The sequence below is a fragment of the Parafrankia discariae genome, from assembly GCF_000373365.1.
Classification (GTDB): Bacteria; Actinomycetota; Actinomycetes; order Frankiales; family Frankiaceae; genus Parafrankia; species Parafrankia discariae.
This window is the reverse complement of the sequence record NZ_KB891219.1, coordinates 70,770-96,764: the sequence shown is the minus strand read 5'-3', so window position 1 is coordinate 96,764 and position 25,995 is coordinate 70,770. Positions and strand designations below refer to the sequence as shown.

The window sequence follows — 25,995 nt, the reverse complement described above, 5'->3', positions numbered from 1 at the left end:
CCGTGACCACCGACGAGGCCGCGGCCACCGCCACTACCACCGCCGCCGCCCCGCCGATGGCCGGTGCCCACGCGACGGCCGCCGACAGCGGCGCGGGCGGCCGGCTCGGGCTGCTGCGCGCGGAGGTGGGCCACTACCTGCTGCTGGTCGGCGCCGCCTTCCGTTCCGCGGCGCAGTACCGGCTCTCGCTCGTCCTCTACACCCTCGTCGAGATGGCCGCGACGGCGCTGGACCTGGCCGCGATCGGCATCGTGTTCGCCCACCTGCCCGACCTGGACGGCTTCTCTCTCACCGAGGTCGCCTTCCTCTACGGGACGTCCGCCCTGGCGTTCGCCGTCGCCGAGGCCGCGGTCGGCCCGCTGGACCGGCTGGGCTGGACCGTCAAGGACGGCGATCTGGACCCGATGCTCACCCGCCCGGTCAGCGTCCTCGTGCAGGCCGCGACGGCGGACTTCTCCCCGCAGCGGCTCGGCCGGGTGGCGCAGCCCACCGCCGTCCTCGTGATCAGCCTGGCCGCGCTGGACGTCCCGTGGACCCCCGGCCGGATCGCCACCGTCCCGGCGATGATCGCCAGCGGGGTCGTGATCAGTGTGAGCCTCGCCCTCGGCACCGCGGCGGTGCTGTTCGTCGCCCCGGACGCGTCGACCGCCGTGAGCGCCGTCCGGCAGGGCGCGGAGCTCGCGACCCAGTACCCCCTGACCGTCTACGGCCGTCGGACGGCGCTGCTGATGACCGTGGTGCTGCCGATCGCCTTCGTGAACTGGCAGCCGGCCCTGTTCGTGCTCGACCGGGCCGACCCTTTCGGCCTGCCGGGGTTCACCCGGTTCCTCTCTCCCGCCGTGGCCCTGGTCACCGCGGTCCTCGCCGCGACCGTCTGGCGGCTCGGCCTGCGGCACTACCGCGGCACGGGGAGCTGAGCGCCATGGCCGACACCGCCGGCGGCGTCATCGACGTCGAAGGAGTCAGCAAGACGTTCGTCGTGCGGCGGCGGGCCGGCTGGATGCGCCGGGAACGGGTGGACGTGCCCGCCGTGGTGGACCTGTCGTTCACGGTCCGGGCCGGCGAGATCGTCGGCTACCTGGGCCCGAACGGCGCGGGCAAGAGCACCACGATCAAGATGCTGGTCGGCATCCTCACCCCGTCCGGCGGACGGCTGCGGGTGGCCGGGCTGGACCCGTCACGGCAGCGCCTGCGGCTCAGCCGGCGCATCGGGGTCGTCTTCGGCCAGCGCTCGCGGCTGTGGTGGGATCTCCCGCTGCGCGACAGCTTCGAACTGGTCCGCCGCATCTACCGGATCCCGACACCGCGGTACCGGGACAACCTTGAGCACTTCGTCGACGTGCTGGCACTGGCACCGTTCCTGGAGACCCCGGTGCGCCAGCTCTCGCTCGGCCAGCGGATGCGCGGCGACATCACGGCCACGTTCCTGCCCGACCCAAAGATCGTCTATCTGGACGAACCGACGATCGGCCTGGACGTCGTCTCGAAGACGGCGGTCCGCTCGTTCCTCGCCCGCACCAACCGCGAGGCGGGGACGACGATCGTGCTGACCACCCACGACATGACCGACGTCGAGCAGCTGTGCCGGCGGGTGATGGTCATCGACCACGGCCGGCTCGGCTTCGACGGCGATCTGGAGGCGTTGCGCGAACGCCTCGGCGGCCTGCGGACGCTGCGGGTCGACCTCGCCGAGCCGCGCCCGGCGATGACCGTCGCGGGAGCACGCGTCGTCCGGGTGGACGGCGCCCGGCAGTGGCTGGAGTTCCCCGCGGGCGACAGCGCCGCGCCGCTGGTCAGCGAGATCGCGGCCCGCTACCCGCTGGTCGACCTCTCGGTCGGCGAGCCGGCGATCGAGGACGTCATCGCCCGCCTCTACACCACCGACCGCCTCACCCCCGGCGCGCTCTGACCACTCTCTGATCACTCGGAGCCGAGGGCAGGGCCGGCGGCCGCGGTCAGCTCAGGGTGCTCAGCCAGTTCCGCAGGACGTGCGCGCCGGCGTCGCCGGACTTCTCCGGGTGGAACTGGGTGGCCGCGAGCGGGCCGCGCTCGACCGCGGCGGCGAACGCCTCGCCGTGCTCGGCGACGGTGTCCCCCGCCCGCGCCGCCGCCGCGTAGGAGTGCACGAAGTAGAAACGTGTCTCCGGATCGACGCCCTCGAACAGGACCGACTCCGGCGGGGGGGTGACGACGTTCCAGCCCATGTGCGGCAGGACCGGCGCCGACAGCCGGCGCACGCTGCCCTCGAGCACGCCGAGGCCCTCCGTGCGCACGCCGTGCTCGTCGCCGAGCTGGTAGAGGATCTGCATGCCCACGCAGATCCCGAGGACCGGGCGGCCGGCCGCGAGCCGCTCGCGCACGACCGCGCCGCCGCCGACGGCGTCCACCCCCGCCATGCACGCCGCGAACGCGCCGACCCCGGGGACGACGAGCCCGTCGGCCGCCCGGGCGGCGGCGAGATCCGCCGTGACCGTCACCTCGGCGCCGACCCGGGCGAGCGCCCGCTCGGCCGAACGCAGGTTCCCCGAGCCGTAGTCGAGGACGACGACGTCCGGGCGCGGGCCGCTCACAGCACGCCCTTGGTGGACGGCACGCCGGCGACCCGCGCGTCGAGCGCCACCGCGTCGCGCATGGCCCGGGCCACCGACTTGAACTGCGCCTCGACGACATGGTGGGCGTTGCGCCCGGACAGCACCCGCACGTGCAGCGCGATCCGCGCCGAGGCAGTGATCGACTCGAAGACGTGCCGGGTGAGGGTGGTGTCGTAACTGCCGATCAGGCCGACCAGCTCCGGCTCGACGTGCACGCAGTAGGGCCGGCCGGAGAGGTCGACCGCCGACTGCACCAGCGCCTCGTCGAGCGGCACGGTCGCGTCCCCGAAACGGCGGATGCCCGCCTTCTCCCCGAGGGCCTCGCGCAGCGCCGCGCCGAAGGCGATGGCGGTGTCCTCGACGGTGTGGTGGGCGTCGATGTGCAGGTCGCCCTCGGTCCGCACGGTGAGGTCGAAGCCCCCGTGCTTGCCGAGCTGCTCCATCATGTGGTCGAAGAAGGGGACGCCCGTCTGAGCCGACGCCAGGCCCGTCCCGTCGAGGTCGAGCTCGATCAGGACGTGCGACTCCTTGGTCTTGCGCTCGACGCGTGCGGTGCGTGCCATGGGTTCCCTAGTCAGTCGGTCGGCGGTCAGTCGGTCAGGAGCTGATCTCCGCGGCGGCGCGCAGCAGGGCCGGGCGGGCGGTGAGCACCCGGCGCAGCGCGTCGAGGAAGGACTCCGTCTCGTTGGGCAGCCCGGCCGTCACCCGCAGCCAGCCGGCCAGGCCGACGTCGCGGACGAGGACACCGGCGTCGAGCAGGCCCTGCCACACGGCCCGCTGGTCGGTGAAGTGGCCGAACAGCACGAAGTTGGCGTCGCTCGGCGCGGTCGCGCAGCCGAGTTCCGGCAGGGCCCGGACCAGCAGGTCGCGCTGCGCCTTCACCGCGTCCACGGTGCCGAGCAGCTCGTCGGCGTGCGCCAGCGCGGTGCGGGCGACCGCCTGGGTGAACGACGACAGGTGGTAGGGCAGCCGGACGAGCTGCAGCGCGTCGACGACCGCCGGATGCGCCGCGAGGTAGCCCACCCTGGCACCGGCCAGCGCGAACGCCTTGCTCATCGTCCGGGTGACCACCAGCCGGGGGTGGTCGGGCAGCAGGGTGAGCGCGCTGGGGACCCCGGCCCGGCGGAACTCGCCGTAGGCCTCGTCGACCACGACTACACCCGAGCCGACCTCGGCCATGGCGTCGCAGGCCGCCGCGATGACCTCCGGGCCGAGCGCGGTGGCGGTCGGATTGTTCGGTGAGCACAGGAACAGCAGCGCCGGGCGGTGCCGGCGGATCGCGGCGGTCACCCGGTCGGCGTCGAGGGTGAAGTCGGCCGCGCGGGACTCGGCGGCCCAGCCGGTCGCGGTCGCCAGCGCGATCAGCCGATGCATCGAGTAGGACGGCTCGAAGCCCACCGCCACCCGCCCCGGACCGCCGAACGCCTGGCAGAGCTGCTGAAGGATCTCGTTCGACCCGTTGGCCGCCCACACCTGGGCCGCGTGCACGCCGAAGCCGGCGTCCGGGGTCAGGTAGTACGCCAGGTCGGCGCGCAGGGCCTCGGCCTCCCGGTCGGGATAGCGGTTGGCCTCGGTCGCGGCCAGGGTCGCGGCCTTGCCGAGCGCGTCCACGAGCCCGGCGGACGGCGGGTGCGGATTCTCGTTGGTGTTCAGCCGCACCGGGACGTCGATCTGCGGCGCGCCGTAGGGGGACATCCCGCGCAGGTCGTCCCGCAGGGGCAGGTCGTCCAGGGTGACGGACCGCCACGGGCCGCGGTCCGCCGGGGTGGCCGCGGCGGAGCGCAGCCGCCCGCGGCCACCGACGGGCGCGCCCTGGCCGGCCGGCGCCCCGGGGGGCGCGACGCCGGGACCGGCGGTGTCGATCAGCCCGGCGGCGTCACCCGGCCCGGCGGCACCGCCCGGAACAGCGGCGTCACCCGGCCCGGCGGCATCGCCGAAACCAGCGGCGTCGCTCGGGCCGGTGCCGTCACCCGGCCCGGCGGTGTCGCCCGCGGGGCGGGTGTCGCCCGCCCCGCTGATGTTCCCGATCATCGGGCCCGTACCTCCACCGCGTCGACGTGGGCGGTCAGGTCCTCGGCTCCGCCGAGCGCGGCGATGCGGGGCGCGATGTCGGCGAGCGCCGCGGAGTCGCACTCGACGACGTGGACCTGACGCTGGAAGGCGGACACGGCGAGGCCACTGGAGTGCCGCGCGGTGCCGCCGGTGGGCAGAACGTGGTTCGAGCCGGCGAGGTAGTCCCCGAGTGGCACGGGCGCGTAGGCGCCGACGAAGATCGCACCCGCGTTGCGCACCCGGGCGGCGACACCCGACGCGTCCACCGTGTGGATCTCCAGGTGCTCGGCGGCCCAGGCGTCGACGACCGCGAGACCCGCCTCGACGTCGGCGACGATCGCCACGGCGCCCTGGCCGGCCAGGGCCTCGGCGACCCGCTCCCGGTGCCGGGTGACGGGGACCTGCTTGTCGAGCTCGATGTCGACGGCGTCGGCCAGCTCTGGCGACGTCGTGACCAGCAGGCAGGCGGCCATCGGGTCGTGCTCGGCCTGCGCGATCAGGTCGGCGGCGACGAAGTCGGCGCGGGCCGAACCGTCGGCGAGGATGGCGACCTCGGTCGGACCCGCCTCGGCGTCGACGCCGACCAGGCCGCGCAGCAGGCGCTTCGCCGCGGTGACGTAGACGTTGCCCGGGCCGGTGACGACGTCCACCGCCGGGCAGCTCTCGGTGCCGTGCGCGAACATGGCGACGGCCTGGGCGCCGCCGGCCGCGTAGACCTCGTCGACCCCGAGCAGCGCGCAGGCGGCCAGCACGACCGGATGCGGCAGGCCGCCGTTGTCGACCTGGGGCGGCGAGGCCACCGCCAGCGAGGCGACACCGGCCTCCTGCGCGGGGACGACGTTCATGACCACGCTGCTGGGGTAGGCGACCCGCCCGCCCGGCACGTAGAGGCCGACCCGGCCGACCGGGATCCAGCGTTCGGTGACCGTCGTGCCGGGGGCCACCTCGACGACCACCGGCTCCCGGAGCTGGGCCCGGTGCACCAGCCGCGCGCGGCGGATCGCCTCGGTCAGCGCGTCGCGGACCGCCGGGTCGAGGGCCGCGAGCGCGTTCGCGAGCGCGGCGGCCGGGACCCGCAGCTCGGCCGGGCGGACCCGGTCGAAGCGCTCCGCGGCGTCGAGGACGGCCGCGTCGCCACGGTCGCGCACGTCGTCGCAGACGGGGCGGACCGCGTCCATGGCGACGTCGACGTCCACGGCCGCCCGCGGGAAGAGCCGGCGGACGTCCGACGTGGTGGGCTGCGCGGAGCGCAGATCGAGCCTTCTGAGCACGCCCACGAGAGTATCGGCCCGACCGGCGGTCCGAACGATGGAAGCCTTCGGGAATACCACACCGTGATACGGAACGGGGCACGGCGGCACCGGATCCGGCCCGAGCCGGGTAACCTGCGGCGGTGAGCTCCAGTTCGGACACCAGCCCTGATGCGGGCACCGGCTCCGCGGCGGCCGCCGCCAACGGCGCGGGCACGTTCGACGGCAAGTCGGGCTTCCTGTCACGGCCGCTGCACGGCTACCTGACGGCGCACGGCTCCCCGCCCGACGCCGTCCTGCGGGACCTGGCGGCCGAGACGGCGGCGCTCGGGAACGTCTCCCGGATGCAGATCCCCGCCGAGCAGGGCTCGCTGCTGACGATCCTGACCGCGGCGCTCGCGCCGTCCCGGGCGATCGAGATCGGGACGTTCACCGGTTACTCCGCGCTGAGCATCGCCCGCGGCCTGCCCGCGGGCGGCCGGCTGCTGTGCCTCGACGTCAGCGAGCAGTGGACGTCCGTCGCCCGCCGCTACTGGGAACGCGCGGGGGTGGGTGACCGCGTCGAGCTGCGGCTGGGGCCCGCCGCCGACTCGCTGGCCGCGCTGCCGGCGGAGCCGACCTTCGAGCTGGCCTTCATCGACGCCGACAAGACCTCCTATCCCACCTACTACGAGCTGCTGCTGCCCCGGCTGAAGCCGAACGGCCTGATCATCGTCGACAACGTCCTGCAGTCCGGCCGGGTCCTCGACCCCGCCACGACGGAGCCGAGCGCCGTCGCCGTGCGCGCGTTCAACCGGATGGTCGCCGACGACCCCCGTGTCCAGGTGGTCGTGCTCCCCGTCGCGGACGGCCTGACCATCGCCCGCAAGCTGCCGTAGCCCTACCGTTCCGGACGGCCGATCCGGACGTCGACCCCGGGTGAGTAGTGCGCCAGTGGCTCGCCGGGCAGCGGCAGCAGTCCGGTGGCGCGGACGAGATCGTCGTCGATCTCCTCCGGGTGGGCCCGCCACAGCGGCCAGGGCTCGTGGTGAGCCCGCACCGCCCGGTGACTCGATCCGGTCGAGCTGAACACGATCCAGCGCGCCGTGAGGAAGTGGTCGAGCGGGCCGAGCTCGCCGGGCTGGTAGCGCGGACCGATCCGGATCCGCACCCGGCTCGACGTACCTCGCGGTCCGGGCCAGCGGCGCCAGGACTCGTACCGGATCTCGCCGGGCTCCCCGGGCGGCCCGCCGGCCTCGGTGAGCGCCGTCGTGGCCCAGAGGTACGGCAGGCGGAAGCCTGTGCGCGCCACCAGCACCGCGCCGAGCCGGGCGGCCTCCAACGAGATGACAGGGCGGTCCGACCAGTCGCGCCCATCCGGCAGACTGGGACGATCCGGACACATACCGACATCGTCGCACCGGATGACTCAGGTCGCATCGGATGTCCCATGTCCCAGATCGCGCCGGACGGCTCAGTCCCCGCGCCCCGCGGCGTCCGGGCGCTCCCGCTCAGCGGGACGCTCCGCCCCACCACGGTCCGCCCCACCGGGGTCCGCCCCACCGGGGTCCACCCCACCGGGGTCCACCCCACCACGGTCCGGCTCACCGAGAGGCCCGGTCCTACCGAGAGACTCGGGCTCGGCGAACCCACCGGCCGCGCCGGGCCACCAGCCGCCGGGCCAGCCGCCGTCCGGCCAGGCGCGGCCGGCAGGCCACGACGGGTCCGGCCAGCCGCGGGGCACCCAGTGCGAGCCGGCGAGGCCGGGCGGGAACTGCCGCCAGTACTGCTCGCGGCGCCGGCGCATCCACCAGAATCCACCGACGAGGAGCGCGCCGGCCAGGGCGGTCAGCGCGGTACCCGACAACCCGGTGAACGGCAGCTCGCCCCCGGCCTGGCCCTTCCCGGTTCCGCCGGGTCCGCCGGGCGGACCGCCGGCGGCGGGAGCCGGGGGGGCGGTCGGGGCCGCGCCGGCGGGCGCCGTCGTGGACGGCCGTTCAGACGCCCTGGCCGCCCCGGCCGCCTCGTCCGCCGCCGCCGCCTCGTCCGCCGCCGCCGCCTCGTCCGCCGCCGCCACCTCGTCGCCCGCGAGATCGCCCAGGGTCAGGCCGCCCAGTCCCGGATTGAGGCCTCTGTTGGCGACCACTGTGGCGCTCTGCTGGCTCTGGAGAAGCTGCAGGAGCGCGATGATCTCCCCCAGCGTCACCCCGGTGGGAGTGGGGGTAGGGGTGGGGGTGGGGATGGGGATGTCCTTCGAGGGCCTGTGCCCGCTGTTCCCGTAGTCGGAGTTGTCGGCGTCATCGTCCGCCCCCGCCGGGGACCCGACCACGAGAACCGTCGCGGTGAGGGTGAGCGGGGACGTCTCGGCGGCCGGGAGCGGGACCGCGCCCGGGGCGGCGATCGGAGCCGCGGCCGGCGGGGCACCGACGCCGGCCGCGGTGAGCAGCTTCGTCCCCAGCGACGTGAAGCTGACCGGGACCGCGATCCTCCCCGCGGCGTCCGCCGTGGTCGCGTCCGACGGGACGCCGTTGGCCGCGATCTCGACGAGCGTGCCCGGCACGAAGCCGCACCCGCCGAATGTGGTGCTCTCGCCGACCAGCAGGCGCGAGTGGCCCACCCGGCCCGAGCCGCACCCGGGAGTGGCCAGGGCCGCCGCCGTCCCCCCGGCGGAAACGGGAACGGCGCCGGGAGCGGGCACCCCGCCGGCGGGGTCGGTCCCCGCGGTCGGCCCCGCGGTAGCTGTGGGGACTCCGGGGGCCGCGGGGGCCACGACGGCCCCCGCGGCCCCCGCGAGCAGGACCCCCACCGTCACTATCAGTAGCAGGATGACGGCCAGGGCCGCGCCCAGCGCGACCGGCCGCCTGCTGGACGGGACAGCTCCCGGACATGCGGGCACACTCATTGACGACCCCCACCGTCGCGGCTGGCGGCCGAGCCGTCGACAACCGGCAGCCTAGGAGCGACTACTCTCCGTGTCCACGACCCGCTGAGGTCCCGAAGAGCCGGCGGGCGGCAGAGCGCGGCGCGCCGTGACCAACAGGCGCCCGGCGCCCAGCCGGTAGGGCGTGCCGTCCGGATCGGAGTGGCGTCCGATGTCGGTGAAGCCCGCCGCGTCCAGCAGGTCACCGATGTGCCCGCACGTGTAGACGTGGTGGACGGCGGTGGTGTCCAGCACCTCGTCACCGCGGGTGAACCGGTACCGGCTGAGCATCCGGCTGCGGGCCACGTCGTAGTCGACCGTCGCCTCCGCCGTGATGTCCCCGGTGCGCATGACGCGGGCCTCGCCGGTGAACCCGGGCAGGACGGACTCCGCGGTCGCGCCGAAGTCGAGGACGAGGCCCCCGCCGGGGCGCACCGCCGCGGCGAGAGAACGGACGAACTCCGCGGTCTGTGCGGGGGTGAGGTAGCCGAAACTGTTACCCAGGCACACCGCCGCGTCGAAGGAGCCCGACGGGGCGATCTCCCGCATGTCCCCGAGGACGAACTCGACGGCGGTGCCCGCGGCCGCGGCGGCGCGGCGGGCGTGCTCGATCGCCTCGGCCGACAGGTCGACGCCGGTCACCCGGTGGCCGCGCTCCGCCAGCGCGAGGCTGTGCCGGCCGCTTCCGCACGGGACGTCGACAATCCGCGACCCCGGCGCGAGCCCGAGACGCGTCTCGACGAAGTCGATGTCGGCGGCGGTCATCTCCGGCGTCGCCACGCGGCGCCAGAACTCGTTCGGCAGTTCGGTGAAGAACTCGGTGAACCACTCGGGCGAGGGTTCGCCGATCTGGTCGGTGAGCTGAGCGGGGAAGGACTGAGCGGAGGAAGAAGGAACAGAAGAATGTGCGGACAACGCCGAGATCTCCTTGCTGGTGCTCTACAGGGTGACGACATATGTCACCGGGCACCAGGAGTCACGCGCCGCGTCCCGCGGTCAGCGCTGAGCGCCACCGCGCCGGGTCGACGGGTGACCTCCGGAAGCCCGGGACTGTTCCCGGGCAGCCATGGCTTCCTCCACTGTCGGCGCCCGCCGTGCGTGGCGGAGCGCTGTCACGGTCACTGTACGACGCCCGCCGCGAGGCGTCCAAGGCATTTCCCGAGCCGGCGGCCAGCACGACCAGCACGCCCGGGACCGCCCGTGGGGCCGAGCGGTCAGAGCTGACGAGCGGTCAGAGCTTCGGGAACTGGCGGTCGGCCTGCTCGCCGGTCTCCAGCAACCCGGCGGCCGCGCCGACGATCCGCGGGTCGGGACGGCCGATGACCGACTCGTCCCGGCCGGGGTAGTCCAGCCGGGAAAGCACGTAGCGCATCGCCTCGAGCCGGGCCCGCTTCTTGTCGTTGCTCTTGATGACCGTCCACGGCGCCTCGGGGATGTCCGTGTAGAAGAACATCGACTCCTTGGCCTCGGTGTAGTCGTCCCACCGGTCGAGGGCCGCGAGGTCCACCGGGCTGAGCTTCCACTGCCGCACCGGGTCGATCTGGCGGATGAGGAACCGCGTCTGCTGCTCCCGGCGGGAGACCGAGAACCACAGCTTGATGAGGTGCATGCCGCTGCGGACGAGCATCCGTTCCAGTTCGGGCGCCTGGCGCAGGAACTCCCGGTACTCCTCCGGGGTGCAGAAGCCCATCACCCGCTCGACCCCGGCCCGGTTGTACCAGGACCGGTCGAACATGACGATCTCGCCGGTGGTGGGCAGGTGGGCGACGTAGCGCTGGAAGTACCAGGACCCGCGCTCGGTCTCGGTCGGCTTCTCCAGCGCGACGACCCGGGCGCCACGCGGGTTGAGATGCTCGGTGAACCGTTTGATGGTGCCGCCCTTGCCGGCCGCGTCGCGCCCCTCGAAGACGAGCACGAGCCGCTGTCCGGTGTCCTTCACCCAGTACTGCAGCTTCAGCAGCTCGATCTGCAGCAGCCGCTTGTCCCGCTCGTACTCGTCGCGGGAGAGCCGCTGCGCGTACGGGTAGTTCTCCCGCCAGGTGTCGATGCTCGTCCCGTCGGGCCGGAGCAGAATCGCGTCGTCGGCGTCCTCCTCGACGACCGTCAGCGAGCGGACGTCCGCGCCGAGGTACTCGACCGGGAGCGGGTCGGAGGCCTCGAGGGCGGGGCGCAGACCCGGATTCTCGGTGGTCAGGTCACTCATGGCAGCCTCCGGTGGCGGTAGCGGGACGTCGTCGGGCAATCGCAACGCGCCCTGCCCCCAACGCGCCCTACCCACTTCGGGGGCGGCGCAGGCCGAAAGGTCCCGCGGCGCCCCGGTCGTCCTCCCCGATCCCACCACCGACCTGGCTGGACGGACCGCGCCGAGCTGGGTGTTCATCACCTGTTACCCCGGATGAACACAAACCGACCGGCCCGGTCAGCGGGTCCGCGGCGGCGCCGGGAGGCCGCGGCCGAGGGCGGCGAGACCGGCGGTCACCAGGTGCCGCAGGAGCTCGGGACGGCGCCCGGGGCGGCGGGCGAGGAACTCCGCGGGCGGCAGCACGACCCGGCCGGCCGACTCGTGCGTGCGCTCCCAGGGGGCGAGCTCGGTGACCAGCGCGGCCCGGACCACCATGTACGTCAGATCGTCCGGGCCGAACAGGTCGGACCGGACGACCTCGACGGGCACCAGCTCACCGAGCCTGATCCGGGTCTCCTCCCAGGCCTCCCGGCGCACGGTCTGCTCGACGGACGTCTCGTCGGCCCGGACGTGCCCGCCGGGCAGGTCGAGGCCACGGGCCAGATCGGCGAGCACCAGCCCGCCCGCCGGCGTCACGGCGACGACGCTGGCGCTGGTGACGGCGGCGAACGGCGGGTCCACCGCCGGCCCCAGGAAGGTGAAGGTCACCGCGTCCTTCGCCCGGCCCGCCGTCGACCGCCGATCGGCCGCCCCGGCGCTCACTGCCGGCCCGCCCACATCGTGACCACAGGACCTCCCGAGGAATCCCAGGTTCAATCGCGCGATTCGCATCTCCGTCGGAGCCTACAAAATCCCGCCGGCCCGCTGTTACGCTGCCGCCACCTGAATGACGACCTCGAGCGGGTACTCAGGAGGAACGGTTCAGAAATGGCAGAAGCCCAGCGTGCGGCCGAGATTCCCGATCCGGCCGCCGAAACCGGGGACGCGAGACCGGCTCCCCGCCGGAAGACACTCAGCAGCCCCTACCTGCACCGCCTCCAGCGCCGCCATTTCCTGCTGTTCGACATCATCCCGATTCTCGGCACCATCGCCGCTCTTCTGTTTCTCACCGTGCACCCGTTCGGCCCCACCGAGCTCGGGCTGCTGGTGGGAATGTGGCTGCTGACCGGGCTCGGTGTCACCGTCGGCTATCACCGGCTTTTCACCCACCGTACCTTCAGGACAACGCGCGGCGTCTCGTCCGTGCTCGCGGTTCTGGGCTCGATGGCCGGCCAGGGCGGGCTGGTCTCCTGGGTGGCCCTGCACCGGCGGCACCACGAATGCAGTGACCGCGACGGCGATCCGCACTCCCCCAACCTCGCCGGCGGCGGGCTGCGCGGCCGGATCCGCGGGCTGGCGCACTCCCATTTCCTGTGGATGCGGCGCCACGAGTACCCCAACATCGCCCACTACGCTCCCGATCTGCTGCGAGACCGCGCGCTGGCCCGGATCGGGCGACGTTACGACTACTGGGTCCTGCTGGGCCTGCTGATCCCGACGCTCGTCGGCGGCCTGGTCCACCGGAGCTGGACCGGGGCGGTGAGCGGGCTCCTCTGGGGCGGCCTGGTACGGATCTTCGTTCTCGAGCACATCATCTGGTCGATCAATTCATTCCTGCACATGTTCGGCACCCGGGCCTTCGACTCCCGGGAGAACAGCAGGAACGGCGGTGTCTTCGGGCTGCTGACACTGGGCGAGTCGTGGCACCACAACCATCACGCCTTTCCCGAATCCCCCTCCTTCGGCCTGGCCTGGTACCGGCTGGACCCGGGGTACTGGCTCATCAGGACCCTCGCGGCGTGCGGCCTCGCCTGGGACCTCAAGGTTCCGTCCACGGAACGCATGGCCGCGCGAAGAGTGCCGAGAACCGCCGGGGCCGCGATCGGCCCGGCGGCATAGGAAGCGACACCAGTGGAGGGGACAAACATGGAGTCGACACAGGCAGAGATCGCGAAATGGTGCCGGGAGTACCTCGCCGGCCTTCTCGAGGTCCCCGCGGAAACCCTCGACCTGGACGCCGACTTCGATCGCCTGGGCGTCGACTCGGCACTGGCGGTGTCGCTGCTCACCGAGGTCGAGGACCGGTACGGCGTCGAGCTCGACGCCGAGGAGCTCTTCGCGAATCCCAACCTGAACGCCGTCGCCGCCCGCCTGCACGAGCAGCGGCAGGCGCAGCGACTGGCGACCTGACCGTGACGCTGACCGACGAGAGCGACCGTCCGACCAGAGCAGCCGAGGCGGCCGCCGCCGTACGCCACCACTACGACGTCGGGAACGAGTTCTTCGCGCTCTGGCTGGACCGGTCCCTCACCTACTCCTGCGCCATCCGGGCGGCGGACGGGACCTCGGACAGCGACAGCGACACCCTGGAGACCGCGCAGGAGCGGAAGCTGCGGTTCCACCTCGACGCGATCGACGCCGACGCGGCGCGCAGCGTGCTGGACATCGGCTGCGGCTGGGGCTCGATCCTGGAGCGGCTGTCCGGCGAGCGCGGGGTGGCACGGTCGGTCGGCCTCACGCTCAGTGAGGAGCAGGCGGCCCACGTGCGCTCCCGCGCCCTGCGCGGGGTGGACGTCCGCACCGAGGACTGGCTGCACTACTCCCCCGACGACCGCTTCGACGGGATCATCTCGATCGGCGCGTTCGAGCATTTCGCCCGGCCCGAGGACTCCCCGGCCGAAAAGGCGCGGCGCTACCGCGAGTTCTTCACCCGGACGAGGTCCTGGCTGGACGACGGGGGCGCGCTGTCGTTGCAGACGATCGCCTACGCGAACATGTCCAGCGCCGAGGCGAGCCGCTTCATGCAGCAGGAGATCTTCCCGAACGCGGAGCTGCCCACCCTCGCCGAGATCGTGACCGCGGCCGAGGGGGTCTTCGAGATCCAGTCGGTGCACAACGGCCGGCTCGACTACGCCTGGACGTGCGAGCAGTGGGCCCGTCGCCTGCGCGCCCGTCGCGAGGAGGCCCGCCGGCTGGTCGGGCCCGAGGTGGTCACCCGCTACGAGCGCTACCTGAAGCTGTCCTCCGTCGGCTTCCGGATGGGAAAGATCTGCCTGCTCAGGATCGTGCTGCGCCCCTACCGGGACCGCTACTTCGCGGCCGGGGAGGTGCCGCGGGGATGACCCCACGGGCGCAGGAGACCACCGGCGCCGCGGCCGCGGCCGGCGGCACCCCGGCGGGAGGCGCCCCGGCGGGAGGCGCCCCGGCGACGGTCCGCTTCAACCCCTTCGGCGCGGAGTTCCGCCGCGATCCCTATCCGCTGTACCGGCGGATGCGCGAGGCGCAGCCCGTCCACCGCACGATGGGCATGTGGGTCCTGACCCGGCACGCCGACGTGCAGGGTGTCCTGCGGGACCGCACGTTCAGCGCCGGGCTGATCCCCCGGCTGGTCAGCCGGCGGGCCGCCCAGCTGACCCGGGCGGACGTCGACCGGGTGGTGCGGCTCGGGGAGAAGTCCCTGGTGTTCACCGACAACCCGGACCACGCGCGGCTGCGCGGTCTGGTGAACCGGGTGTTCACCGGCCCCGAGGTGGCCGCGCTGCGTCCGCGCGTCGCGGAGATCGCCGGTGATCTCGTGCGGCGCGCCGTGGCCGCCGGCGGCATGGACGCCGTCGCCGACCTCGCGGCGCCGCTGCCCGTCACGGTCATGTGCGACTGGATGGCGCTGCCGGCCGACCTGCGCGCGCGGGTCGGCCCGTGGACGCACGACATCCGGTTCCTGCTGGAACCCGGGCTGATGCGGGCCGGCGACCTCGAGCATGTGTGCGACGTCGTCGAGGCGTTCGCGCGGGCCCTGGACGAGGTCGTCGCCGAGCGCCGGGCGCGGCCCGGCGACGACCTGATCAGCCGGCTGCTCGCGGCGCGGACGGCCGGCGGGGACGCGCTCACCCCCGAGGAGCTGATCTTCGTCTGCGTCATGTGCTTCGTCGCGGGCAACGAGACCACGAAGTCCCTGCTGGGCAACGGTCTGCTCGCGCTGCTGCGGCACCCGGACCAGGCGGCCCGGCTGCACCGCTCGCCCGAGCTGGCCGGCGGGGCCGTCGCCGAGGCGCTGCGTTACGACAGCCCACTGCAGATGACCAAGCGCGTCGCGACCCGCGACGTGGAGGTCGACGGCCGGCGGATCCGGGCCGGCGACCAGGTGCTGCTGTGCCTCGGCGCCGCGAACCGCGACCCGGCCGTGTTCGACCGGCCGGACGAGTTCGACATCACCCGCGCGACGAAGGCGCACCTGGCCTTCGGCCACGGGATGCACGGCTGCCTCGGCGGTCTGCTCGCCGAGATGCAGGCCCAGGTCGCCTTCGAGTGTCTCTTCGGGGCGACCACCCGCGTCGAGGCGCGGACCGACCAGCTCGAGTGGCAGGACCACAGCTCGATCGTCCGGGGGCTGCGGCAGCTCCCGGTCACACTCCACGCCGCCAACACCGCCGCGCCGCGATGACGCGGCTGCTTCCCGACGTCCTGCGCGCTCGCGCGGCGCTCGAACCGGCGCGGACGGCCTACGTCTTCGTGAACGAGCGGGAGGAGGAGACCGCCACGGTGACCTACGGCGAGCTGCACGCCCGCGCGCTCGCCGTGGCCGGTGAGCTGTCCCGGGCCTGCGAGCCCGGCGACCGGGCGCTCCTGGTGTTCCCCCAGTGCCTGGACTTCGTCGTCGCGTTCTTCGGCTGCCTCTACGCGCGGGTGATCGCGGTGCCCGTCCACCCGCCCCACCGGGACGGTGTGCAGGACTCGACCCGCAGGATCGTGGATGACTGCGAACCGGCCGCGGTTCTCACGCTCGCGGCGATGGCCGAGCAACTCCGGGCTGCCCTGGCATCGCCACGCGGTGCGGCGGCCCTGATTCCCGTCGACCGGACTCCCGCCGACCGGGTTCCCGCCGGCCCCGCGGACGTCGACCCCGCGGACGTCGACCCCGCCGGCATCGCGTTCCTGCAGTACACGTCGGGCTCGACGTCGGATCCCAAGGGCGTCATGGTCTCCCACGGGAACCTCGCCGCCAACGAGGAGATGATCCGGCGGGCCTTCGGGCACGACCCCGACTCGACGGTGGTCGGCTGGGCGCCGTTCTTCCACGACCAGGGCCTGATCGGCAATGTCCTGCAGCCGCTGTACGCCGGAGCCACCAGCGTCCTGATGTCCCCGACCGCCTTCATCCGGTGGCCGCTGCTGTGGCTGTCGCTGATCTCCCGGTACCGCGCGCACACCAGCGGCGGCCCGAACTTCGCCTTCGAGGCCTGCGTCGCCCGCGCCGCCCGGGGTGGGGTGCCCGATCTCGACCTCAGCTGCTGGCAGGTGGCCTTCAACGGCGCGGAGCCCGTCCGCCACGACACCCTGCGGCGCTTCGCCGAGACGTTCGCGCCGCACGGGTTCGACGAGCGGGCGCTCTACCCCTGCTATGGCCTCGCCGAGGCGACGCTGCTGGTGACCGGCAGTGTGAAGGGCCGCGGGGCGCGGGTGGTCGAGGCGGCCGCCGAGGACCTGCGCGCGGGCCGCTACACGCCGGCGCCCGCGGGTGGCGGCAGGACCCTGGTCGGTTCCGGGGCCCTCCCGCGGGACGGCGCGCTGCGGATCGTGGACCCGCGCACGGGTCGCTCCGCCCCCCCGGACCGGATCGGGGAGATCTGGGTCGCCGGGGACCATGTCGCACAGGGCTACTGGAACCGACCGCCGGCGAGCGCCGAGGCCTTCCGCGCCGAGCACACCGACGAGCCCGGCCGCGACTACCTGCGCACGGGGGATCTCGGCCTGGTGGTCGACGACGAGCTGTACGTCGTGGGCCGACTCAAGGACCTCGTGATCATCCGGGGCCGGAACCACTATCCGCAGGACCTCGAGCACACGGCGCAGTCCGCGCATCCCGCGCTGCGGCCGGGCGGGTGTGCCGCGTTCTCCGTTCCGGGTGCCGACCGGGAGAAGCTCGTCATCGTCCAGGAGGTCAGGGGGGAGTTCCGGCGGCGGGCCGACCCGGTCGAGGTCGCCGGGGCCATCCGGGCCGCGGTGGTGCGTGAGCACCAGGTCTCCGTCGGGGATCTCGTGCTGACGCTGCCGGGCCGGCTCCAGAAGACCACCAGTGGCAAGATCATGCGGGCCGCGGCGCGGCGCCGCTACCTGCGGGACGCGTTCGACCGCTGGACACCGCCGACCGGCCCGGTCACCGAGGCGCCCACCGGGCCGTCCACCGAGCCGTCTCTCCACTCCGACAGCCCGCGGGAGAGGACCTGAGATGGACTCGCCACGAGCGCCGAACCCCGACTTCGAGCGGGCCGTGGCGGACGCGGTCCTGAGCATGCCGGCGGCCCGGCATCTCGGTTTCCAGGTCGGCCGGCTGGCCCCGGGCGAGGCCGAGCTGGTCGCGCCGTACCGGGCGGAGCTCACCCAGCACGACGGGTTCGTCCAGGGCGGCGTGCTGGGCGCCCTCGCGGACTTCGCCGGCGGGTGCGCGGCCGGCACGCTGCTGCCGGCCGGCTGGGCCAACATGACCATCGACTACACGGTCAAGATCGTGGCTCCGGCGCGCGGGGACCGGATCGTCGCCCGCGGACGCGTCGTCAGGGCGGGTCCGACGATCAGCGTCGCCGCCGCCGACGTCTACAGCTCGGCGTCCGGCGGCCGGGAGGTCGAGACGCTGTGCGCGACCGCCCTCGTCACCCTGCGCAACATCAGACTCCCCGACCCGAGGAGGGGCGCCGAGCGGTGAGCGACACCCGAACCCCACCCGCCACCAGCGAGCCGTACGTCTTCAATCCGTTCGCCGACGGTTTCGCGGAGGATCCCTACCCCCACTATGCCCAGCTGCGCGAAAGCGCGCCGGCTCACCGGCATCCGCTGGGATTCTGGCTTGTCTCCCGGTACGAGGATGTGGCGAGCATCCAGCGCTCCGGGCATTCCGTCGACGAACGGCACATCACCGAGCTTCCGGAGTGGAAAAGCGAGTCGCGGACCCTGGGAAAACAGAACCGGCTCATGCACGGCCTCTCCATGCTCGACCAGGACCCGCCGAACCACACCAGGCTGCGCCGGCTGGTGACGAAGGCGTTCACCCGGCGCGCCGTCGACGCGCTCGAAGGGCGGATCGAACGCATCGTCGACGACGCTCTCGACCGGATGGCCGAGGCGGGCCGGGTCGACCTCGTCGCGGAGCTGGCCTTCCCGCTCCCGTTCACCGTGATCTCCGAGCTGCTGGGTATCCCGGTGCTGGAGCACGGCAGGCTCCGCGAGCTGACCGGGACGATGGTGCGAGCCCTCGAACCGCTGCCCGACCCGGGGCTGCAGGCCGAGATCCGGGCGGCGAACGACGAGGTGGCCGCCATCATGCGCGCGGTGACCGACTGGAAACGTGACAACCCCGGTGACGACCTGCTGACCGCGCTCATCGGCGCGGAGCACGACGGTGACGTTCTCAGCGCGGAGGAGCTGGTCGCACAGGTCATGCTGCTGTATGTCGCCGGCCACGAGACGACGGTGAACCTCGTCGCGGGCGGGATCCTCACGCTGCTGCGCCACCCCGACCAGATGCGCCGGCTGCGCGGCGAGCCCGGGCTCGCCGCGAACGCGGTGGAGGAGCTGCTGCGCTACGACAGCCCGGTGCACCTGATGCGGCGGATCACTCTGGAGCCGCTGTCCGTGCGCGGCACGGAGATCCCGCCCGGCGTGTTCGTGACGGTGTGTCTCGCGGCGGCCAACCGGGATCCCGACTTCTGGGGCCCGGACGCCGACGAGGTCCGCCTCGACCGCGCCGACGCGCACCGGCACGTGTCCTTCGGCGCCGGGATCCACCACTGTGTGGGCGCGGCGCTGGCCCGGCTGGAGGCCCGGGTGGCCATCTCCCGCTTCGTCGGGCGATTCCCCGCGCCGGTGCTCGAGGACGTCCGCTGGAACGGCCGGATCAACGTCCGCGGCCCGGCCTCGCTGACGGTCGCCGTCCGGTAACGGCGTCCCGGACCGACGGCGGTCCGGACCGCCACCGGCGTCCCGGGCCGGCGGCGCCCTGGAACGGTGGGATCACGCCCCGGCGACGAACCCGCGCAGCAGGCCGGTGATGACGTCGGGCCGCTCCAGCGGGCTGGTGTGGCCGCAGTCGGCGACGACCTCGAGCCGGGCTCCGGGGATGCGGGCCGCCATCCGCTCGGCCCGCTCGGGCGGGGTGGCCACGTCGTCGGCGCCGACGACGACGAGCGTGGGCACCGCGATCCCGGGGATCTCGCGGTCGACGGGCGGGCGGTCGGCCACCGCGAGCACCGCCTTGCGCAGGGCCGAGCGGTCGGCCCGGCCGAGCCGGCCGGCCCACTCCTCGACGACGGGCCGGCCGGCCGGGTCGGCGAGGAAGGCGGGGCCGAACATGGTCGGACGGACCCGGCCGAGAACCGGCCCGACGCCGACCAGCCGGGCCACCCAGGCCAGCCGCCGGTAGGCGCCGGCCGCGCCCGGCTCCTCGGCGTCGGCGCTCGAGTCGAGCAGCGTCAGCGACCGCAGCAGCTCGCCGTGACGGGCCGCGATCCGCAGGCCGACGAAACCGCCCATGGACAGCCCCACCCAGTGCACGGGCGCGACGCCCAGCCGCTGGATCACGGCGACCGCGTCGGCGGTGAGGGTGTCCATGTCGTACCCGGCGCGGGTCGGCGCGGTGTCGCCCTGGCCGCGCCAGTCGAGGGTGACGCAGCGGTAGCGCTCGCGCAGCGCCGCGACCTGCGCACGGAACACCCAGCCGCCGAAGAGCAGGCCGTGCCCGAACACGATCGTCGGCGCCTCCGGCCGACCCGCCGGGAAACCGGTGTCTCCATAGGCGATCGACACGCCCCGGACGTCGACAGTCGCCACAGCTCCTCCGCCTCCTTCTCGCGATCTTCTCCCACGGCGGGACGCGGGCGCCCCGGCGACCCACTCTGACATTCTCCGCGACATTCATAAATCATGTGGTTAATATGTTGGGAAGTAAGATCTAAAAGATTTTCCTATGATCAGCGACGGCGATTCGGGTGCGTGCTCCGGCGGTCCCGCGGTGATGTGCCGGTCAGCGGCGGCCGATCCGACACCGCCCGGCCCCGGCCCCGGCGCGGCGCCGGCCGCCCGCACGGCGCCCGGCATCACCGGCGCGGCCGCCGACGAGCGGGGACGACCGCGAAGGACCGACGACCGCGAAGCACTCTTGCGGCCGCACTCACTTTCCGGCTATTGTCACCGAAAATTGGTAGTCAGGTGATTTGGCGGTCAGATGAAGAAATCGCAAGCCCCGAAATCGCGAGCCCCGCAATCACACGCCCGGGTCCTCTTATCCGAGCGAGGCTGACATGGCGATGAGCGACGCACCGGTCCTCGATCCCCGACGGATCCGCGAGCTGTTCGATCTCCGTGGTGAGACGTACGCCGCCCGCGGCGGGGCCTTCGAGGCCGACATCTACCCGCGGTTCCACCGGCTGCGCGAGACCGGTCCGGTGCATCCCGGCATCGTCGGTCCCCTGGCCGGATTCCACGGCGACGCGTTCTTCCCGGGCCTGCCCTATCCGGAGCTGCCGCACTTCTCGGTCTTCGACTACGCCACCTGCCAGGCGGTTCTTCGGGACGCGGACACCTTCACCACGGCGCCGGCCGTCCCGGGTTTCGAGAACGAGCGCAGCGAGACCGTCCTGCTCTTCATGGACGGCCCGCGGCACCGCCGCTACCGTGCTCTCGTCCAGCCCTCGTTCGTACCCAGGCAGGCCACGTGGTGGGTCGACCGGTGGATCAGGTCCACCGTCCATCTGCTCATCGACACCTTCGAGGCCGCCGGCCGAGCCGACCTCAGCGTCGAGTTCTGCGCCGCCATTCCGCTGCTCACCATCTGCGGCAGCTTCGGTGTCGGCGCCGCCGACGCGCTGCGCATCAAGGCGGCGGCCACCTCGGACGGGCGCAGCCCCGACACGTTCGTCGACATCGTGATGCCCATCGTCGCGGCTCGTCGCCGCGATCCGCAGGACGACCTGATCAGCGTGCTCGCGCAGGCGGAAATCAGGGACGAGAACGGCGAGCGTCACATCCTCACCGACGAGGAGATCCTGGGTTTCGCGTTTCTGCTGCTGACCGCCGGCTCCGGTTCGACCTGGAAGCAGATGGGCATCACGCTCCTCGCGCTGCTGACCCATCCGGCATGGCTGGAAGCCGTCCGCGCGGACCGCGCGCTGCTGCGCCCGGCGATCGACGAGGCCATCCGCTGGACGCCCACGGACCCGATGTTCTCCCGTTTCGCGCGGGTGGGCACGACGCTGGGTGGGGTCGCGATCCCCGCCGGGTCGGTCGTCCATCTGTGCTTCGGCGCGGCCAACCGCGATCCGGCGCGCTGGGAGCGTCCGGACGAGTTCGATCCCGCCCGCCCGGCTGGTGCGCACCTCGGCTTCGGCGGTGGGCCGCACATCTGCCTCGGGATCCACGTGGCCCGCGCGGAGATCCAGACCGCGGTCTCCGCCCTGCTCGACCGGTTACCCGGTCTGCGTCTCGACCCGCGGGCCGAGACACCCCGCATCATCGGGATGTACGAGCGCGGTCCGTCCGCCGTGCCGGTGGTGTGGCGGTAGGCGGCACCACCGGCCCGACAGCGGGACCGGCTAGTCGGCGGGACCGTCAACGCGGTGGCCGGTGGTCGCGTCGAACAGATGCAGATGCGCGGCCGCGACCGTGGTCCGCACCCGGTCGCCGACCACCGGCTGGTCGACGCCGGCCCGGACGGCCACCGACCAGCGGCCGAGCTCCCCGGCGCAGTGCACGACGACGGCGTCGCCGGTGAACTCGACGACGTCGACCACCCCGTCGGCGCGCAGCCCTGGCCCGCTCGGCTCGCCCCCGGCGGCGGGTCCACCGTCCGGCAGCCGGTCGAGGACGCCGTCCCCGGGGCGCCAGCCGAGCCGGACCTCGGCCGGCAGCCCGCCGCCGGGGATGACCGCCCGCAGACCGGGCGCGGTCAGCTCCGTTCCGGCGGGATGCGGGCCGGTCCGCACGTCGTGCAGGTTCATCGCCGGGCTGCCGACGAAACGGGCGACGAAGACGTCCGCCGGGCGCCGGTACACCTCGCCGGGCGTGCCGGACTGGACGACCTTCCCGGCGTTCATCACCACCAGGTTCGTGCCCATCGACAGCGCCTCGAGCTGGTCGTGGGTCACCAGGACCACGGTGTTGCCGAGCTCCCGGTGCAGTCGGACGAGCTCGGCGCGGGCGTGCTGGCGCAGCTGGGCGTCCAGGGCGGACAGCGGCTCGTCGAGCAGCAGCACCGAGGGGCGGCGGACGACGGCGCGGGCCAGGCCGACCCGCTGGCGCTCACCGCCGGAGAGCTGCGCCGGCCGGCGCCCGCGCAGCTTCTCCAGGCCCAGCATCGCGCACGCCTCGGTGACCCGTCGGGCGATGTCGGCCTTGCTCGGCCCGTCGCGCCGGTTGTGGCGAGCCTCCAGCCGCAGGCTGAACGAGATGTTCTGCTCGACGGTCAGGTGCGGGTAGAGCGCGAAGTCCTGGAAGACCATCGAGACCCCGCGCCGCCCCGGCGCGACGCCGGTGACGTCCACCCCGCCGATCACGACCCGGCCGGAGTCCGGGGTCTCCAGGCCCGCGATGACGCGCAGCCCGGTGGACTTGCCGCAGCCCGACGGCCCGACGAGCACGGTGAACGAGCGGTGCGGGACGTCCAGCCGCGGCACGTCGAGAACGGTCTGCCGGCCGTACCGCTTCGTGACACCGTCGAACAGGACGCCGGCGCCGTCCGGGCCGAGGTCGTTCGCGACGGCACCGTCCGGGACACGGACGTCCGCCAGCGGCGGTGGGCTCGTGGTCGAGGTCATCGGGACATCCCAATCATCGGGGCAGTCGCAGTCGTCACCGGGGTTATCGCAATCCGGCCTGGAGGAAGGCGTCGGCGATCCGCCGGGACGCCAGGAAATAGGCGGCGACGACCGGGAGCGTCGCGAGCATCGCCGCGGCGAGCATCGGGCCGTGTTCCGGTCCCTCCGCGGTCGCGAAGAGCAGGAGCCCCATCTGGATCGTGGTGTGCTCCGGGCTGGGCGCGGCCAGCGAGGGCCACAGGTACTCGTTCCACGTCGTGATGAACACGACGATCCCGACCGCGCCGAGGGCGGGGCGCAGCAGCGGCAGCACGACCTGGCGCAGCGTCTCGGCGGGCGACGCCCCGTCGAGGGTCGCGGCGGCGATCAGCGTCGGCGGTATCGCCTTGATGTGCTCGCGCAGCAGCAGGACCGCGAGCGCGCAGGTCGCGAGCTGCGGGACGACCAGGCCGACGAAGCTGTCCCGCAGGTCCAGCCGGCTGATCATCAGGAAGTGCGGGATGATCAGCGACTGCGGGGGGACGACGAGGGCCACGGTGACCAGCCCCAGCACCAGCCGCTGGCCGCGGTGGGCGAAGCGCACGAACGACCAGGCCGCCAGCACCCCGGCGACGAGGTGCAGCAGGGTCACCCCGATCGCGGTGACGAAGGTGTTGACCAGCAGCCGCCAGATCGGGAACTCCCGCAGGGCGTACCGGTAGTTCTCCAGCGTCCCGGGGAACGGCAGCGGGCTGGCGTTGTAGATGTCGCTGCCGGGCTTGAACGAGGCGGACAACGCCCACAGCAGCGGGAACAACATGACGAACGCGGCCAGCAGCAGCACCGCGTGCCGCCCCACCGCCGCCGCCCGGCGCCCGGACCCCCCGCGGCCACCGGTCCGGTCGTGCCCACTGGTCCGGGCGTCGTTTCCGGTCGGTGCGTGGCTTCCGGCCAGCGCGTGGCTATCCGACGACACGGCGTCTCCTCAGCAGGGTCGACAGCCCGAACAGCGCGGTGAGGATCAGCACGATCAGGACCGCGGCGGCGGCGCCCGTCCCGGCGTCGAAGAAGGTGAACGCGTAGGTGTACAGGCGGTAGTAGACGTTGTCGGTGCTGGCGTCCGGGCCGCCCTGGGTCAGCACGGCGATGTTGGTGAAGGTCCACTGGCCCGCGAAGACCACGCAGAGGAACGACAGCAGGACGGTCGTGCCGGCCAGCTGCGGGACCACCAGATGCCGGGTGATCTCCCACTCGGTGGCCCCGTCGATGCGGGCGGCGTCGAACGCGCGGCGGTCGAGCGCGGCCAGCGCCGCGCCGTACAGCAGGATGTTCAGCGCCACGAACCGGCTGGACGTGATCAGTGAGATCGCCCAGAGGGCGGTGTCGGGATCGCCGAGCCAGTCCTGCTCGGGCAGGCCGACGGCGCCGAAGACCTGGTTCAGCACCCCGCCGAGCGGGTTGAGCACGAACCGCCAGGACAGCGCCGTCGCCACCGGCGCCAGGACGACCGGCAGGAACAGCAGTGACCGGTAGTTGTCGCTGGCCCGCCCGGGTCGCTTCCACAGCATGATCGCCAGTGCCATCGGGACGATGGTGGCGAACGGCAGCAGCGCCAGGACGTAAAGCCCCGTCCGCGCCAGCGCGTGCGGGAACTCGGGCTCCTCCACCAGGCGGCGGTAGTTGTCCACGCCGACGAACGTCTTGTCCGGCGACACCAGGTCCCAGTCCAGGAGGCTGAGCACGGCGGTGAACACCAGCGGCCCGTAGACGAAGACGAGCAGCGAGATCAGGACCGGGGCCTGGTAGGCCCACGGCGTCAGTCGGGCGCGGACGGCGGCGGCGGGGACACGCCTGTTGGCGTGCCCCCGCGCGTCGAGCGTCGAGGCGCCTGCCTCGAGGGTGCTCATCGTCAGGCGCTGAGCTTCCGGATCTTCTCGGCGACCGAGGTGAGTGTCGGGCCGGGGTCCGCGCCCCGCAGCACGATCGGTTCGACCGCCTCGTCCTGCAGTGCCACGACCGCCTGGTTCGCCTTCTCACCGCGGAAGGCGGTGTACGGGGCGACCGTGTCGAGCTGCTCCAGCGACGGGGCGAGGAGCTTCACGATCGCCGAGTCCGCCAGCTTGGTGGCGACGGACTCGCGCAGCGGCAGGTAGCCGATCTTGGAGGTGATGATCTCGAAGCCGGCGTCACTCGTGACGAACTTGATGAACTCCCAGGCCGCCCGCTTGTGGGCGTCGTCCTTGGCCAGCACCGCGAGACCCGCGCCCGAGTAGGTGGGCCGGGCGGGCTTCGAGCCGAAGGTCGGGAAGCTCGCGGTACCCAGCTCGAACTTGCCGTCGGCGGCCTTCATCGCGCTGGCGAGGACGGCGGTGCTGGTGACGAGCATGCCGAGCTTGCCGCTGGTGAAGGCGGCCAGCGCCGTCTCGGTGTTCACCGCGGGCATCGCGCCGGACTTGACGAGATCCTGGATGCCCGCGAGCGCGCCGACCGCCGCCGGCTTGTCGAGGGTGACCTCACCGTTGGCGTCGACCAGGCTGCCGCCGTTGCCGTTCACCACGGACTGGGTGAGGAAGTCGGACTTCGCGGAGTCCACGACGCCGTAGTAGACGCCCTCGGACCCGGTGCCCTTGATGGCCAGCCCGGCCGCCTTGACCTCCTCGAGCGTCGCCGGCGGCTTCGCCGGGTCGAGCCCGGCGGCCCGGAAGAGGTCCGCGTTGTAGTAGAGGACCGGGATCGACATGGTGTAAGGCATCGCCTTCACCTGGCCGTCGACCGACACGGCGGACAGGATGCTCTTCGAGATCCCGGCGACGTGCTCGTCCCATTCCGCCGCCGGCGGGATCTCCTGGACGGGCACGATCGGCAGGGCCTGCACGGCCTCGGCCATCTTGCTCCAGCCGACCTGCGCGACGTCCGGCGGGCTGCCCGCCGCGGTGTCGGTGCGCAGCCGGGTGAGAACGTCCTTGGTCGCCACGCCCTGCGGCTCGACGGTGATGTTGGGGTGCGCCTTCTCGAAGGCGTCGATGAGGGCCTGCGTCCCCGTGCCGCCCAGTCCAGGCGTGCCGTAGTTGTACGAGAGGAACTTGATGGTGACCTTGGTCGCGCTGTCCAGCGGAGCTATCCCACCGGTGGTCGCGGCGACCTCAGTGCCCGAGCCATCGTCGCCGTCGCTGCTGCCGCATGCCGCCGCGGCGAACACCGA

Annotated in this window: 25 protein-coding genes; 11 read left to right on the top strand and 14 right to left on the bottom strand. The window is 73.2% G+C overall.

Annotation, left to right across the window (positions count from 1 at the left end; all coding sequences use genetic code 11):
- Positions 1–2: 2 nt before the first annotated feature.
- Together B056_RS0117545 and B056_RS0117540 are read left to right on the top strand one after the other, a co-directional pair.
- Positions 3–917 carry an ABC transporter permease gene (locus tag B056_RS0117545; RefSeq protein WP_154677092.1) on the top strand — a complete coding sequence of 305 codons (915 nt, stop codon included), beginning with the start codon at positions 3–5 and terminating at the stop codon, positions 915–917.
- Positions 918–922: 5 nt separating this feature from the next.
- Entirely contained in the window at positions 923–1,909 is a 987-nt protein-coding gene (locus B056_RS0117540; protein WP_018503168.1) for an ABC transporter ATP-binding protein, read from the top strand.
- 46 nt (positions 1,910–1,955) lie between these two features.
- Here B056_RS0117540 and hisH read toward each other — a convergent pair whose 3' ends face one another.
- Genes hisH through hisD form a run of 4 tightly spaced genes read right to left on the bottom strand, consistent with a single transcriptional unit; the run spans position 1,956 to position 5,914 of the window.
- On the bottom strand, positions 1,956–2,570 hold the full coding sequence (gene hisH / locus B056_RS0117535; RefSeq protein WP_018503167.1) for an imidazole glycerol phosphate synthase subunit HisH: 615 nt from the start codon (positions 2,568–2,570) through the stop codon (positions 1,956–1,958).
- Positions 2,567–3,154 carry an imidazoleglycerol-phosphate dehydratase HisB gene (gene hisB, locus B056_RS0117530; RefSeq protein WP_018503166.1) on the bottom strand — a complete coding sequence of 196 codons (588 nt, stop codon included), beginning with the start codon at positions 3,152–3,154 and terminating at the stop codon, positions 2,567–2,569. The genes hisH and hisB overlap by 4 nt, the downstream gene beginning before the upstream one ends.
- Before the next feature lie 34 nt (positions 3,155–3,188).
- On the bottom strand, positions 3,189–4,622 hold the full coding sequence (locus B056_RS0117525; protein ID WP_018503165.1) for a histidinol-phosphate transaminase: 1,434 nt from the start codon (positions 4,620–4,622) through the stop codon (positions 3,189–3,191).
- Positions 4,619–5,914 (bottom strand): histidinol dehydrogenase, encoded by a 1,296-nt coding sequence (hisD, locus tag B056_RS0117520; protein WP_026239808.1) that lies wholly within the window; start codon positions 5,912–5,914, stop codon positions 4,619–4,621. The genes B056_RS0117525 and hisD overlap by 4 nt, the downstream gene beginning before the upstream one ends.
- Before the next feature lie 122 nt (positions 5,915–6,036).
- Between hisD and B056_RS0117515 the strand changes: the two genes are divergently transcribed.
- The gene (locus tag B056_RS0117515; RefSeq protein WP_018503163.1) at positions 6,037–6,771 is read left to right on the top strand and encodes an O-methyltransferase; all 735 of its coding nucleotides are present in this window, start codon (positions 6,037–6,039) and stop codon (positions 6,769–6,771) included.
- Positions 6,772–6,773: 2 nt separating this feature from the next.
- On the opposite strand, the gene B056_RS36995 is transcribed toward B056_RS0117515, so the two are convergent.
- The 5 genes from B056_RS36995 to B056_RS0117490 form a co-directional block, all read right to left on the bottom strand.
- Positions 6,774–7,277, bottom strand: coding sequence for a DUF2071 domain-containing protein (locus tag B056_RS36995; RefSeq protein WP_051105656.1), 504 nt, complete (start codon positions 7,275–7,277; stop codon positions 6,774–6,776).
- A gap of 69 nt (positions 7,278–7,346) precedes the next feature.
- The gene (locus B056_RS42855) at positions 7,347–8,774 is read right to left on the bottom strand and encodes a hypothetical protein (protein WP_154677091.1); all 1,428 of its coding nucleotides are present in this window, start codon (positions 8,772–8,774) and stop codon (positions 7,347–7,349) included.
- 51 nt (positions 8,775–8,825) lie between these two features.
- Positions 8,826–9,707: an SAM-dependent methyltransferase gene (locus tag B056_RS36990; RefSeq protein ID WP_230203045.1), complete on the bottom strand. Its 882-nt coding sequence runs from the start codon at positions 9,705–9,707 to the stop codon at positions 8,826–8,828.
- 316 nt (positions 9,708–10,023) lie between these two features.
- The gene (gene ppk2, locus B056_RS0117495; RefSeq protein ID WP_018503159.1) at positions 10,024–10,995 is read right to left on the bottom strand and encodes a polyphosphate kinase 2; all 972 of its coding nucleotides are present in this window, start codon (positions 10,993–10,995) and stop codon (positions 10,024–10,026) included.
- 216 nt (positions 10,996–11,211) lie between these two features.
- Positions 11,212–11,682, bottom strand: a complete 471-nt coding sequence (locus B056_RS0117490; protein WP_230203044.1) for an NUDIX hydrolase — start codon at positions 11,680–11,682, stop codon at positions 11,212–11,214.
- A 219-nt stretch (positions 11,683–11,901) separates the two neighbouring features.
- Between B056_RS0117490 and B056_RS0117485 the strand changes: the two genes are divergently transcribed.
- The 7 genes from B056_RS0117485 to B056_RS0117455 are packed head-to-tail and all read left to right on the top strand — an operon-like array spanning position 11,902 to position 18,945.
- Entirely contained in the window at positions 11,902–12,912 is a 1,011-nt protein-coding gene (locus B056_RS0117485) for an acyl-CoA desaturase (protein ID WP_018503157.1), read from the top strand.
- Positions 12,913–12,939: 27 nt separating this feature from the next.
- Positions 12,940–13,203: an acyl carrier protein gene (locus B056_RS0117480; RefSeq protein WP_018503156.1), complete on the top strand. Its 264-nt coding sequence runs from the start codon at positions 12,940–12,942 to the stop codon at positions 13,201–13,203.
- Positions 13,204–13,205: 2 nt separating this feature from the next.
- Positions 13,206–14,135: an SAM-dependent methyltransferase gene (locus B056_RS0117475; protein ID WP_018503155.1), complete on the top strand. Its 930-nt coding sequence runs from the start codon at positions 13,206–13,208 to the stop codon at positions 14,133–14,135.
- Complete coding sequence (locus B056_RS0117470; RefSeq protein WP_018503154.1) at positions 14,132–15,454, top strand: cytochrome P450; 1,323 nt, start codon at positions 14,132–14,134, stop codon at positions 15,452–15,454. Before B056_RS0117475 ends, B056_RS0117470 begins: the two co-directional genes overlap by 4 nt.
- Positions 15,451–17,238, top strand: coding sequence for a fatty acyl-AMP ligase (locus B056_RS0117465; RefSeq protein ID WP_018503153.1), 1,788 nt, complete (start codon positions 15,451–15,453; stop codon positions 17,236–17,238). Before B056_RS0117470 ends, B056_RS0117465 begins: the two co-directional genes overlap by 4 nt.
- Before the next feature lies 1 nt (position 17,239).
- Complete coding sequence (locus tag B056_RS0117460) at positions 17,240–17,713, top strand: PaaI family thioesterase (RefSeq protein WP_018503152.1); 474 nt, start codon at positions 17,240–17,242, stop codon at positions 17,711–17,713.
- Complete coding sequence (locus B056_RS0117455) at positions 17,710–18,945, top strand: cytochrome P450 (RefSeq protein WP_018503151.1); 1,236 nt, start codon at positions 17,710–17,712, stop codon at positions 18,943–18,945. The genes B056_RS0117460 and B056_RS0117455 overlap by 4 nt, the downstream gene beginning before the upstream one ends.
- A gap of 72 nt (positions 18,946–19,017) precedes the next feature.
- Here B056_RS0117455 and B056_RS0117450 read toward each other — a convergent pair whose 3' ends face one another.
- Positions 19,018–19,833, bottom strand: coding sequence for an alpha/beta fold hydrolase (locus tag B056_RS0117450; protein ID WP_018503150.1), 816 nt, complete (start codon positions 19,831–19,833; stop codon positions 19,018–19,020).
- A gap of 476 nt (positions 19,834–20,309) precedes the next feature.
- Here B056_RS0117450 and B056_RS0117445 point away from each other — a divergent pair, with 476 nt between their 5' ends.
- Positions 20,310–21,563, top strand: coding sequence for a cytochrome P450 (locus B056_RS0117445; protein ID WP_026239806.1), 1,254 nt, complete (start codon positions 20,310–20,312; stop codon positions 21,561–21,563).
- 30 nt (positions 21,564–21,593) lie between these two features.
- Here the strand turns inward: B056_RS0117445 and B056_RS0117440 are convergent, their stop codons facing one another.
- Genes B056_RS0117440 through B056_RS0117425 form a run of 4 tightly spaced genes read right to left on the bottom strand, consistent with a single transcriptional unit; the run spans position 21,594 to position 25,992 of the window.
- Positions 21,594–22,814, bottom strand: coding sequence for an ABC transporter ATP-binding protein (locus B056_RS0117440; protein ID WP_018503148.1), 1,221 nt, complete (start codon positions 22,812–22,814; stop codon positions 21,594–21,596).
- Between the two features lie 43 nt (positions 22,815–22,857).
- On the bottom strand, positions 22,858–23,769 hold the full coding sequence (locus tag B056_RS0117435; protein WP_018503147.1) for a carbohydrate ABC transporter permease: 912 nt from the start codon (positions 23,767–23,769) through the stop codon (positions 22,858–22,860).
- A complete protein-coding gene (locus B056_RS0117430) occupies positions 23,756–24,700 on the bottom strand; it encodes a carbohydrate ABC transporter permease (protein WP_018503146.1) in 945 nt (314 codons plus the stop codon). The genes B056_RS0117435 and B056_RS0117430 overlap by 14 nt, the downstream gene beginning before the upstream one ends.
- 2 nt (positions 24,701–24,702) lie before the next feature.
- Positions 24,703–25,992 carry an ABC transporter substrate-binding protein gene (locus tag B056_RS0117425; RefSeq protein WP_018503145.1) on the bottom strand — a complete coding sequence of 430 codons (1,290 nt, stop codon included), beginning with the start codon at positions 25,990–25,992 and terminating at the stop codon, positions 24,703–24,705.
- Positions 25,993–25,995: the final 3 nt, after the last annotated feature.

Bases quoted from the DNA above. Each gene is read 5' to 3' on its own strand.
- B056_RS0117480 (WP_018503156.1), top strand. From the start codon at position 12,940: ATGGAGTCGACACAGGCAGAGATCGCGAAATGGTGCCGGGAGTACCTC.
- B056_RS0117465 (WP_018503153.1), top strand. From the start codon at position 15,451: ATGACGCGGCTGCTTCCCGACGTCCTGCGCGCTCGCGCGGCGCTCGAA.
- B056_RS0117460 (WP_018503152.1), top strand. From the start codon at position 17,240: ATGGACTCGCCACGAGCGCCGAACCCCGACTTCGAGCGGGCCGTGGCG.
- ppk2 (WP_018503159.1), bottom strand. From the start codon at position 10,995: ATGAGTGACCTGACCACCGAGAATCCGGGTCTGCGCCCCGCCCTCGAG.
- B056_RS0117445 (WP_026239806.1), top strand. From the start codon at position 20,310: ATGAGCGACGCACCGGTCCTCGATCCCCGACGGATCCGCGAGCTGTTC.
- B056_RS0117470 (WP_018503154.1), top strand. From the start codon at position 14,132: ATGACCCCACGGGCGCAGGAGACCACCGGCGCCGCGGCCGCGGCCGGC.
- B056_RS42855 (WP_154677091.1), bottom strand. From the start codon at position 8,774: ATGAGTGTGCCCGCATGTCCGGGAGCTGTCCCGTCCAGCAGGCGGCCG.
- B056_RS0117440 (WP_018503148.1), bottom strand. From the start codon at position 22,814: ATGACCTCGACCACGAGCCCACCGCCGCTGGCGGACGTCCGTGTCCCG.
- B056_RS0117430 (WP_018503146.1), bottom strand. From the start codon at position 24,700: ATGAGCACCCTCGAGGCAGGCGCCTCGACGCTCGACGCGCGGGGGCAC.
- B056_RS0117540 (WP_018503168.1), top strand. From the start codon at position 923: ATGGCCGACACCGCCGGCGGCGTCATCGACGTCGAAGGAGTCAGCAAG.
- B056_RS36995 (WP_051105656.1), bottom strand. From the start codon at position 7,277: ATGTGTCCGGATCGTCCCAGTCTGCCGGATGGGCGCGACTGGTCGGAC.
- B056_RS0117485 (WP_018503157.1), top strand. From the start codon at position 11,902: ATGGCAGAAGCCCAGCGTGCGGCCGAGATTCCCGATCCGGCCGCCGAA.
- hisB (WP_018503166.1), bottom strand. From the start codon at position 3,154: ATGGCACGCACCGCACGCGTCGAGCGCAAGACCAAGGAGTCGCACGTC.
- B056_RS0117525 (WP_018503165.1), bottom strand. From the start codon at position 4,622: ATGATCGGGAACATCAGCGGGGCGGGCGACACCCGCCCCGCGGGCGAC.